Source organism: Candidatus Omnitrophota bacterium (genome assembly GCA_018894435.1).
Taxonomy (GTDB): domain Bacteria; phylum Omnitrophota; class Gorgyraeia; order JAHIPI01; family JAHIPI01; genus JAHIPI01.
In genome coordinates this window covers 1-11,443 of sequence record JAHIPI010000010.1, presented here as the reverse complement: position 1 = coordinate 11,443, position 11,443 = coordinate 1, and the positions used below count along the sequence as shown (strand labels likewise).

11 protein-coding genes are annotated in these 11,443 nt (G+C 44.5%); 10 read left to right on the top strand and 1 reads right to left on the bottom strand.

Annotation, left to right across the window (positions count from 1 at the left end):
• The 5 genes from KKI13_00820 to holA form a co-directional block, all read left to right on the top strand.
• On the top strand, positions 1-362 hold a 362-nt coding region (locus KKI13_00820), incomplete at its 5' end, for a ComEC/Rec2 family competence protein (protein MBU4487597.1).
• A gap of 130 nt (positions 363-492) precedes the next feature.
• Positions 493-795: a PilZ domain-containing protein gene (locus KKI13_00815; GenBank protein MBU4487596.1), complete on the top strand. Its 303-nt coding sequence runs from the start codon at positions 493-495 to the stop codon at positions 793-795.
• Positions 796-891: 96 nt separating this feature from the next.
• Positions 892-1,923: an outer membrane protein assembly factor BamD gene (gene bamD / locus KKI13_00810; protein ID MBU4487595.1), complete on the top strand. Its 1,032-nt coding sequence runs from the start codon at positions 892-894 to the stop codon at positions 1,921-1,923.
• The gene (locus KKI13_00805) at positions 1,923-2,468 is read left to right on the top strand and encodes a hypothetical protein (protein MBU4487594.1); all 546 of its coding nucleotides are present in this window, start codon (positions 1,923-1,925) and stop codon (positions 2,466-2,468) included. Before bamD ends, KKI13_00805 begins: the two co-directional genes overlap by 1 nt.
• Positions 2,469-2,558: 90 nt before the next feature.
• Positions 2,559-3,494, top strand: a complete 936-nt coding sequence (gene holA / locus KKI13_00800) for a DNA polymerase III subunit delta (GenBank protein ID MBU4487593.1) — start codon at positions 2,559-2,561, stop codon at positions 3,492-3,494.
• Here holA and rpsT read toward each other — a convergent pair.
• A complete protein-coding gene (gene rpsT, locus KKI13_00795) occupies positions 3,487-3,750 on the bottom strand; it encodes a 30S ribosomal protein S20 (GenBank protein MBU4487592.1) in 264 nt (87 codons plus the stop codon). The two genes, holA and rpsT, sit on opposite strands and share 8 nt — an antisense overlap.
• 138 nt (positions 3,751-3,888) lie before the next feature.
• Here rpsT and murJ point away from each other — a divergent pair, with 138 nt between their 5' ends.
• The 5 genes from murJ to KKI13_00770 all read left to right on the top strand — a co-directional run.
• Positions 3,889-5,439 carry a murein biosynthesis integral membrane protein MurJ gene (gene murJ / locus KKI13_00790; GenBank protein MBU4487591.1) on the top strand — a complete coding sequence of 517 codons (1,551 nt, stop codon included), beginning with the start codon at positions 3,889-3,891 and terminating at the stop codon, positions 5,437-5,439.
• Positions 5,421-6,701: an excinuclease ABC subunit UvrC gene (locus KKI13_00785; protein ID MBU4487590.1), complete on the top strand. Its 1,281-nt coding sequence runs from the start codon at positions 5,421-5,423 to the stop codon at positions 6,699-6,701. The genes murJ and KKI13_00785 overlap by 19 nt, the downstream gene beginning before the upstream one ends.
• 21 nt (positions 6,702-6,722) lie before the next feature.
• Positions 6,723-7,823 (top strand): peptide chain release factor 2, encoded by a 1,101-nt coding sequence (prfB, locus tag KKI13_00780; protein ID MBU4487589.1) that lies wholly within the window; start codon positions 6,723-6,725, stop codon positions 7,821-7,823.
• Positions 7,823-10,822, top strand: a complete 3,000-nt coding sequence (gene secA, locus KKI13_00775) for a preprotein translocase subunit SecA (protein MBU4487588.1) — start codon at positions 7,823-7,825, stop codon at positions 10,820-10,822. Before prfB ends, secA begins: the two co-directional genes overlap by 1 nt.
• Positions 10,819-11,443 (top strand): hypothetical protein (locus KKI13_00770; GenBank protein ID MBU4487587.1); only part of this gene is annotated, 625 nt, incomplete at its 3' end. The genes secA and KKI13_00770, both read left to right, overlap by 4 nt.

Sequence of the window (11,443 nt, the reverse complement as noted above, 5' to 3'; positions counted from 1 at the left end):
TTTTCCCTGTCATATTATACTCTTTTAACCTTATTTCATTTGTTTCCTTAGCCGTTAATATTCTGGCAATACCATGCCTCTTTATAATAATGTCCCTTTCGATATCCGCGCTTATCTTTTCCGGGGTTTTGGGCGCTTTAAGCGGGGCGTTTAAGGAATCGGCCGAATTTTTCATAGCAGTACTTTTACGGATTCTTGACTTCTCTTCAAAAATACCTTTTGCCTACTTCAAATCGGTGCCGGTTAGCAGGACAGTTATCCCGCTTTATTATTTTATACTTTTTATGGTGCTCGAGCGCGACAAATTGAACCGATTTTTAATCCATATTTATCGAAAATTGAGGAGTATACCAAATCTATAGTATTTTTCTGCATTTCTATTGACAAAGCGATATAGGCGTGATATACTTATTTGTAATTAAGGGGATAAAAAGCGTGATAAACTATCCAAATGAAAGGCGAAAACATAGACGTGTAAATTCTACTATCCCATTGCAGTATAAGAAGTTACGGCAATTAGCAGAAGGCACTATAGGTGCTATTACTAGGGACGTAGGAGAAGGCGGAGTTCGTTTTATTGCAAACGAATTTTTACCTTTAGCCAGCCGCCTTGTCGTGGAAGTATTTTTACCGGCCAATCCCCGCCCAATAAAAGCAATATCCAAAGTGGCATGGATAAGGAAGGTTCCTTCGGGGGATCAGTACGAGATTGGCAACCAGTTTTTGGAAGTCGCGAAAGAAGACAGGAATAATCTCTCTGAATACGTAACAAAATTAGAGACGGCTACGTATTGAAGTTTTAGGGGCACACGCCTATTTTTGAATGTACATTCTTACTTATAAAATAGGCAGATGCCCTTGTTTTTTCAGCTACCCTCCCATACGAAAGGATTGACAAACATAACCGGCTGTGATATATTTAATCCGATGATCTCGGAACATGTTAATAAGTTTATTATGCATAAAAAATACTTTTATACCCTAATTATACTATTTACGTTGATATTGCTTTCCGATTCTGCTTTTAGCTACTGGATATGGACGCCCCGCAATAACAAATGGAGTAATCCAAAATACGCCGTCAAAGATACGCCCGATGAACAAATAGAATGGGCTATGAGCTTCTACGATGGGGGCGAATACACAAAGGCTATCGCCGAATTCGAAAAGCTTATAAAAAATTACCCCAATTCTATCCATTCACCCGCGGCTCAATATTATGCAGGCCGCTCTTACGAAGCGATAGATGATTATTATGAGGCCTTTTTGGCTTATCAGAGAACAATAGATAAATATCCTTACAACGAGAGAGTCGACGAGATCATAGAGCGGGAATATAAAATAGGCAGCTTATTCGTAGAAGGCCAGAAAGCCAAAATAATGGGGCTTAAGATATTGCCGGCTATGGATAAAGCAGTAGAAGTCTTTACGAAAGTCGTCGAGAACGCTCCTTACGGACGATATGCGGATCTGTCCCAATTTAAAATAGGAGAGGCATATAAAAATGACGGTTTCTATGAAGAGGCAGTGCTCGCGTACCAGAAATTGATAGACGATTACCCGAAGAGTCCCCTCGTCGAAGACGCTAAGTATCAGATAGCTCTTTCTACTTATTATGTCTCCAGGGATCCGGCGTATGACCAGGAATTTACCGATAGGGCGATAGATGAATATAAAAGGCTCATAGAAGAGACCGCTGATATCGAACTGAATCAGGAAGCGAGAACAGCGCTTGATCGATTGAGGGAGAAGAAGGCGATGAGCACGTTTGAGACCGCCGAATTCTACGAAAGAAACGGCCACCCGCAAAGCGCCCTTGTGTATTATAAGGACGTGGCGGAAAATTACAGCGATACCGCTATCGCGGCAAGGGCCATTGAAAAGGTTACGCGGCTTGAAAAGAGAGGAGCTGGGTCCGAATAATGGCACAGAAAATATCTTTTTTATTAATTTTAACATTTTGCGCTTTCATATTTTCCGGCTGCGGATACAGCGGCAGGAGCCTTTTACCGGAAAATTTAAAAAGTATATGTGTGGGTAATTTTAAAAGCACTATAGCAGTGGGAAGCGAAGTCACGGAAGACAACAAATACGCCATATACAGGCCGGGCATAGAAAATGATATTACAAACGCCATCGTGGACAGATTCGCATTTGACGGTAATCTAAAAATAGCCCAGAAGGATAAGGCAAACCTGGTGCTTGAGGGGACGCTTACCAATTATATAAAGGAAGCTCTCCGATATGATAACGCGGATAATGTAGAGGAGTACAGGATCAGGATAGTACTGGATATGAAGCTTATAGAAAGACCCAGTGACAAGGTGATGTGGACGGAAAAAGGTTTCGCGGGAGAGGCAACATACAACACGATGGGCAGGTATGCTACATCGGAAGATACAGCGCGCGATGAGGCAATAAAAGATCTTGCGCGGCGTGTTGTTGAAAGAACTGTAGAGGGGTGGTAAGCCCCGTTAGACTTCTCAAGAAGCCTTAGATAGTGGTAAAGATAAAATTATTCGGTAGGGCACGAGTGTGCAAAAACAAAAGTTCGAAAAATGGATAAAGTCAGTTGGAAGTCTAACGGGGTAAGCAGTGTTATGCCCGCAATTTCCCCGGTATATATTTTTAAAGGCGACGAAAAGTACCTGAAAAAAGAAGCCATAGAAAAGCTTAAAACGGCCTTGCTCGAAAAGGGGAGCGAGGCCTTTAATTTTAATACCTATGAGATGGGAAGATGCGACGCTAAAGATATATTGGACGCTCTTAGGAGCGCGCCGATCATATCGGCAAAAAGGCTTATTGTTATAAGCAGTTTCGTTTCTGCTTCTGAAAAAGAAAAGAGTTTGATTGCGGAATACGCGAAGAATCCATCCAAAAATTCATGCCTCGTCATAGATCTTTCCATGGAAGAATTGCAGGGAGATTTTTATGCGAGTATAAGGGCCTACGCAAAAGAAATGGCTTTTATACCTCCGAAAGGGGATAGACTGGTTTCCTGGATTCAGGCAGAATTTAAGAAGAGGGCGAAACCCATAAGATATGAAGCGGCGGCCATGTTAGCTGAGATCAAGGAAGAAGACATGGGCGGCCTTATAAATGAGATAGAAAAATTGGTGGCCTATGCCGGCAAAGAGCCCTTGGTAACTAAAGATCACGTAGAGAAACTGACCGGCGTCTCTCTCATGCGAAGCGTATTTGATCTGGTGGATGCTCTTAGCATGAAAGACGCCAAGAGGTCGCTTCTTATATCAAACGAGTTATTAAAAGCCAGAAAGGCCGTGCCGGAGATCCTGGGCCTGATAGGATGGCGGCTTAGAAAGGTAAAGAGGGTTAAGGACGCCCGGGTTTTTACGAAGAGGGAAATAGAAAAGAGCCTTGAGTGCCTGTTAGAGGCGGACTATGGAATAAAAACAGGGCATCTAAAACCACAGGATGCCCTTGAGATGCTTATAATAAAAATTTGCTCAGGAAATACCGCAAATCTTATTTAATAACGTTTATTTTCTTGGCGAGACGCGAGATTTTTCTGGATGCCGTTTTCTTGTGGATGGTCCCCTTGGAGGCGGCCTTCATATATTTGACCGTCAATATGTCAAAATATTTCTTCGCCTCATCTTTCTTTTTTTCGGCAATCAGATGTTCCAATTTTTTCGCACGCGTTTTAAGTTCTGACATGAAGACGGTATTGCGTTCGCGTTTTTTAACATCGGACCTAAGTGCCTTGTAAGCGGCTCTACGTGTAGGCAATTTATTGTTCCTCCTTTAATCTTTGGTTTGTTAAGATAATAAGAATAGCAAAAAATACTGTCAATGTCAATAAAAAATGAGTTCCTTCTCCCCTTCGGGGAGCAGGATCATTTTGCAAACTTGGAAGAATAGGGCAAAATGACAACCGAAAAAAGACTGGCTAAATCCACCTTTATAGTGAGCTCAGGGATTATGGGAAGCCGCGTATTGGGCCTCATAAGAGAGATACTATTTGCAAAATTTTTTGGTATAGGGAGCGCTATACAAGCGTTTCTTATGGCCTTTACTATACCGAATGCCCTTAGAGAGCTTGCGGCAGAGGGCGCGGTAAACACAGCGCTCGTGCCGGTACTTGCTGAGTGTGACCAAAAGAAGGGAAGGAAAGAATTTTGGCGGCTCGCAAACGTCGTCTTCAACCTTTTTCTTGTGGTACTTTTGGTAATTGTAATAATAGGTATTTTCATATCTCCGCTTTTAGTCAGGATAATAGCCCCGGGGTTTATGAAGGACCCGGAAAAATTCACTCTTACGGTACGCTTTACGCGTATATTGTTTCCCTACATACTGCTTATAGGGTTGGCTACGGTGTGCATGGGTATCCTGAACACCCTGAAGCACTTTAAGGCGCCGGCTATTTCCGGAATCGTGTTTAACGCGATCATTATAGGCGGCATGCTTATATTTTACCCCAATGTCACGATTATGCATGTAGTGGCGGCGGTGATAGTAGGAGGGATAGTACAACTTCTGGTTCAGCTCTTTACAGTTTTGAAGTTTGGCCCTTTTTTAGACCTGAAAGCGGGCTTTAAGCATGAAGGCGCTCTTAAAGCCGGTAAGCTTCTTATACCGCGGATGATGGGGGCGGGTATTTATGAGGTGAATGTTATAGTAAACAGGATACTGGCATCCCTTGACTTTATAACAGGAAAGGGGGCAGTAGCCGCTCTTTATTACGGCAACCGCCTTTTCCAGCTTCCCCTTGCCGTCTTCGGTATATCGTTGGCGACGGCAGCGCTTCCTACCATGTCTTTTCATGCTGCCGCAAAGGACATGGAAAAACTGAAAGAGACGATCTCGTTTTCGCTGAGGACCATGCTATTTTTTACGGTCCCGGCGGCTGTAGGCCTTATGGTCCTGTCTAAGCCGATAGTAAAAGTCCTGTTTGAAAGGGGCGAATTCGACAGCTACGCTACTTTGATTACCTCCGGAGTGCTTTTATGTTATTCGATAGGCCTCGTGGCGTATGGAGGCATGAGGATATTAGTGAGCGTTTTTTACTCCATGCACGACACAGTCACTCCGTTAAAAGTATCTTTTTACACTTTGTTCTGTAATATAGCGTTGAATCTCACTCTTATGTGGCCGCTTAAAGCCGCCGGCCTCGCGTTAGCGACATCCATAGCGGGTTTCATAAATTTCGGATCTCTTTACATAAGGCTCCGAAGAAAAATAGGCCATTTCGGCGGCAGAAAGATACTAGAGTCTTTCATGAAGATTCTCGGCGCGTCATTTTTAATGGGTTTTGTTACCTTCACTCTTCTGTCGGCGATTACATGGGATAACGGCATAAAGGATATATTCAATCTCGTATTTTTAATCGCGATAAGTGTCGTCGTTTACATTCTTGGTTCAATCGCGCTTAGAGTAAGCGAGATCAATACGGTATTTTCATGGATAAAGAAAAGATAAAGGATATACCCGAGCTTCCGGGCGTTTATATGATGAAAGACAAAAGCGGCGCGATTCTATATATAGGGAAGGCCGCGTCTTTAAAGCGGCGGGTCTCGTCTTATTTTAGAGACGGCCGAGGCTTATCCCGCCGCATCGGCCTTATGGTGGAAAAGATTGCGGATGTAGCTTGTTTGGTTACGGGCCGAGAGGCAGAGGCGCTTATACTGGAATCGGCGCTTATAAAAAAATACGGGCCGCGTTACAACATTGAACTGAAGGACGATAAGTCATATCCTTATTTGGCGCTGACAAAGAGCGAAAGATATCCCCGGCTTATTATTGTGCGCAAAACAGGCGCTTCGCGCCGAGCAGATGAAAAAAAATGGATTTTTTACGGCCCTTACACAGACGTAAAACTTTTGCGTAAAGCCGTAGCCATAATGAAGAGGATGTTTCCGCTAAGAACCTGCAACCGTATGCCAAAAAAGGCCTGCCTTAATTACCGCATAGGCCAGTGCCTCGGGCCGTGCGTGAAAGCGGTAAGCAAAAAAACATACGCTGATATAGCGAAAGAGATAAAGATGTTTTTAAAAGGGGATAGGCGCGGCCTTGTTCGGGAATTATCCAGTAAGATGCGGATAGCCGCTGATAATAGGAATTATGAGAGGGCCGCGGTCTTAAGAGACAGGATTATGGCGCTTAAGGTAGTACCTAAAGCCAAGTCCGGAGTAACGCCTTATGGCGAATTGGAAGAATTGCGGTATCTTTTGAAGCTAAGAAGACCGCTACGGAGAATAGAGGCATTTGATATATCCAACATAAGCGGAAAAGAGGCAGTCGGCTCTATGGTCAGTTTTATAGATGGAAAACCGGCGAAAGACGATTACAGAAGATTCAAGATACGTTTTGTTTCGGGCGCGGATGATTACGAGATGATGCGCGAGGTAGTAAGACGCAGATATGAAAGAGTGAGAAAAGAGAGGCTCCCCGCCCCTGATCTCGTCATTATTGACGGAGGAAAGGGACATCTTAATGCGGCCTTATCCGTTCTTCGGGAAACAGGTTTCGGCAGTTTGCCGGTTATGGGCATAGCGAAAAAGTTCGAACATATATATTTAAAGGATCAACGAGAGCCGATAATATTTTCGCATTCATCGCCCATCCTTCATCTTGTGCAGCGCTTAAGGGACGAAGCGCACCGGTTCGCGATAGGCTATCACCACGTATTACGCAGGAAAAAGATAGAGGAGCAGTTCGCAAAGCTTGACCGCCGTCGGTAAAGGCATTATAATAGAGGCAAGATGCTTAAAGAATTGAAAGAACGCATAACACAATTGGAAAAGAAGCTGGCCCAGATAGGGACATATCTGGCTATCGACGATAAGGTCCGGACCATAAAAGACGTTGAGGCCGAGATAGCAAAGGCAGATTTCTGGACCGATTCCAAAAGGGCGGAGAAGCTTATAAATGAATTGAAATCCGCCAAGAGCATAAACGATCCGTATGCCCTTATTGCAAAAAAATGCGCGGAAATAAAAGAGCTTATTGAAATAGTCGATGAAAGCGATTCCGAAACCATCGTCGAATTGAGTAAAGATATAGACGGTGTGCAGAGAGAATCTGACTCCCTGGAGTTCAAGAGCCTTTTGTCAAAAAAAGAAGACCGGGCGAACGCGATCTTGAGTATAAACGCAGGCGCCGGCGGAACAGAATCGTGCGATTGGGCCAATATGTTATTCAGGATGTATTCCAGATGGTCAGAGAAAAAGGGTTTTTCCGTATCTATCATAGATTACCTTCAGGGGGAGACGGCCGGCATAAAGAATATAACGGTGATAATAAAAGGGGACTTTGCTTACGGATATTTAAAAGCGGAAAACGGCGTGCACCGCCTCGTAAGGATATCGCCCTTTGACGCAAATAAAAGAAGGCACACATCCTTTGCGTCAGCCGATGTGATCCCGGAGATAGCAGACGACATAGATATAAAGATAAACGAATCCGATTTGAGGATAGACACCTACCGCTCAAGCGGCGCCGGCGGCCAGCATGTCAACGTTACGGATTCTGCCGTCAGGATAACGCACAATCCAAGCGGCATAGTCGTGCAGTGCCAGAACGAACGTTCCCAGCACAAGAATAAGATTGTGGCCTTAAGGGTGCTAAAGGCGCGTCTCTATGAGGTTGAGAAAGAAAAGAAGATGAAAGCATTTGAAAAACATTACAGCGAAAAGAGCGAGATCGCTTGGGGAAGCCAGATACGTTCATATGTAATGCACCCCTATTCCATGGTAAAGGACCACAGGACGGATTATGAGACGTCAAATGTCTCGGCAGTTATGGATGGAGATCTGGACGGTTTCATGGAGGCGTATTTAAAAATGGCAGCGGAGAAAAAATAATGTTTAATATATTCAGCACAGAAAGCCAAAGAGTATTAAACCAGATACGGCCCATTCTGGATAAGGTAAATTCTTTTGAAGGCGCGCTATGCAAACTTTCCAACGACGAGCTTCGCGCCAAGACCGATTTTTTCCGCCGGAAAGTGCAGGAAAATCTCAACAAATACTCGGAAGAGATAGAAGCGCTTGAGAAAAACCTCGGGGAAGTAGTATCTCAGGAAGAGAAGGAGAAGGTAAAAGAGAAGCTTAAATATATGAGAGGCAGAGCATCGGAAGAGATTCTTCCGGAGGCATTTGCCGTAGTGAGGGAGACAGCAAAGAGGACTATAAATATGAGGCATTTTGATGTCCAGATACTGGGTGGTATAGTCCTCGATCGCGGAATGATAGCCGAAATGGCGACGGGAGAAGGAAAGACGCTTGTCGCGACACTGTCTATATATCTTAATGCCTTGGCCGGTAAAGGGGTGCACCTTGTCACAGTGAACGATTATCTGGCCAAGCGCGACAGAAGCTGGATGGGGCCCGTTTATGAATTCCTGGGAATGACAATCGGCGTCATACAGCATGATATGGATGACGCGGAGAGGCAGGGAGCGTATAACTGCGACATAACCTACGGGACCAATAATGAATTCGGGTTCGATTATCTCCGTGATAATATGAAACTTAGGAGGGAAGATAGGGTCCAGCGCGGATTTTACTACGCGATCGTGGACGAAGTCGATAGCATCCTTATAGACGAGGCGAGGACGCCGCTTATAATATCGGGGCCGGTTGAAGAGACAATCCACCGTTATGACGAAATAAAACCATTTGTGGCGAAGATGCATCAAAGGCAGGAGTCTCTTGCAAAAAGCTATCTTGATAAAATAGAAAAGCTCATAGGAGAAAACAAAACTGATACCGAAGAGTTCAAAGAAAGCTTATATATTATCCATAAAGGTTCCCCCAAAGAGCCGCGGCTCTTGCGGTTGATAGCAAATAATCCTTCCCTTAAACGGAAACTTGACGAAGTAATAAGTTCTTTTGAGAGGAAAGGATTTGAGGCGGAAAAATTGCGCCTAGAATCCGAATTATATTACGTTTACGACGAAAAGACCCGCGACGTTATCCTTGCCGCAAAGGGACAGGACGAATTTCTCAGAGTATTCCCCGGCCAGCTCGAGGTGGAAGATATAGACGATATATTGGGCGCGATAAGGAAAGACGATTCTTTAAGCGATGAAGAGAAAAAAATTAAAGAGGCCGAGCGAATGGCAGGGTATGAGGTCAGAATAAGACGGCTCGATAACCTTAGGCAGCTTTTGAAGGCGTATGTTCTTTTCCACCGAGATGTGGAATATGTCATAAGCGATAATAAAGTCGTCATCGTGGATGAGTTTACGGGGAGGATGATGCCGGGCCGCCGTTTTTCAGACGGCATACATGAAGCACTGGAGGCCAAGGAAGGCCTTGATATACAGAAGGAATCCCAGACGCTTGCGACGATAACGTTCCAGAATTATTTCAGGATGTATTCCAAACTTGCGGGAATGACAGGAACGGCATTGACAGAGGCCTCTGAATTTAAAAAAATATACAAGCTGAATGTTGTGACCGTTCCTACCAATAAGACGCTTATAAGGCATGAATATCCCGACCTGATGTATAAGACGGAGATGGAGAAATTCAGCGCGGCGTGTAATGAGATAACGGAACTTTACAAAATAGGGAGGCCGATTTTAATCGGCACTATCTCCGTAGAAAAGTCCGAAAAACTAAGCAGTATACTTACGAAGATGGGTATCCCGCATCACGTCCTGAATGCCAAGTATCATGCCCAGGAGGCGGAGATCATCACAAGAGCCGGCCAGCCATATGCGATTACAATATCCACAAACATGGCAGGCCGCGGCACTGATATCGTACTTGGGGAAGGTGTGTCCCAAAAGGGCGGACTTCATGTCATAGCCACAGAGCGGCACGAGTCGCGCAGAATAGACAATCAGCTGCGCGGGAGAGCGGGTAGGCAGGGGGATCCCGGCTCAAGCAGGTTCTATCTCTCGCTCGAGGACGACCTTATGAGGATATTCGGCTCAGACAGGATAGCGCGCCTTATGGAATTTTTCAAATGGGAAGAGGGCATGCCCATAGAGCATACTATGATAACCAAGAGCATAGAGATCGCCCAGAAAAGGGTGGAGGAGCAGAATTTCAGCTATAGAAAACATACCCTCGAATATGACAATGTCATGAATATTCAAAGGACAGAGGTCTATAACTATAGAAACAGCATAATAGGAACCGAAGACGTTAAAGAGAAGGTATTTGAGATGATAGATGACGCACTTGGTTCTATCCTAGACGAATATCTTCCTCAAAATCCGGCAGAATGGAATATTGCCAAACTTTCCCAATATCTAAAGATGAATTTTATGATAAACCCGGAAGGTATAGACTTTGAATCAGGCAGCCGCGATGAGATACTTGAAAAGATGGCCGAAAGGGCGAAGGCCGCCTATGAATATAGGGAAAAGATGATAGACCCCCAGATATTAAGGCAGATAGAAAAATTTGAGATGCTTCGGGTGGTGGATTCCGAGTGGATGCACCATCTGCACGCTATGGACTACCTGAGAGAAGGCATTCAATTGCGGGCCTACGGCCAGAAGGATCCGCTTTTGGAGTATAAACATGAAGCCCATAAACTCTTTTTCGAAATGGAGGAGACGGTTCGGGCGAAGACGCTTGAGCGGTTATTCAGGATACAAGCGGTTAAGAAAGAGGTGGAGGCCGCCGAGCCCGTTTTCCGAAACCAGGAGTTTATACACAGCGAGCATTCTGCCCTGACGCAGGCAAAGAGAGCGCGAAAAGTCCCCGAGCCGGGCGATCTAAACAGGCCGGAGGCGAAAGGCGCCCCCAGCGCGCCGTATCAAAGGCATGAACCCAAAGTCGGCCGGAATGACCCCTGCACATGCGGCAGCGGGAAAAAATATAAAAAGTGCTGTGGAAAATGAATAAAAAGGGGACAGGCTACTTTTTCCAGGATTTTTATTTCTTTGGTAAAAAAGTAGCCTGTCCCCTTTTTTGTTCAGCTATCCTTTTGATTTTATCTTTCCCTAATTTCGAAATATCTCTTCTGGCGTGGTTTGCACTTGTGCCGCTTTTTTTTGTTATTAAAACGTCGTCACCCGTAAGGGCTTTTATTTTTTCATACCTCACAGGCGCGATTTTTTTCGCGGGGACCCTCTATTGGCTTACCTATGTCACTAAACTGGGGTATCCTGTTTTAATACTTTACCTTTCTTTATTCTTCGGGCTATTCGGCCTCTTATCCAGTATATTTTTTAGAAAATTTGAGAATTCACGGTTATCCTTTTTGTTATGCGTGATTATCCCGTCTCTATGGGTCTTTGTAGAATTCCTGCGCGGGTGGCTTTTTACAGGATTTCCATGGGGCTTACTCGGATATTCCCAGTATAAAAACCCCCTCTTGATACAGATAGCCGATATAACGGGCGCATACGGTGTTTCGTTTATAATAGTGATGGTGAATTTTGTATTATTTTCGTGCTTATCCGGATTTTTAAAAAAGGAGAATAAGCGCGCCTTTGTATTACAGGCGACAATATTTTGTA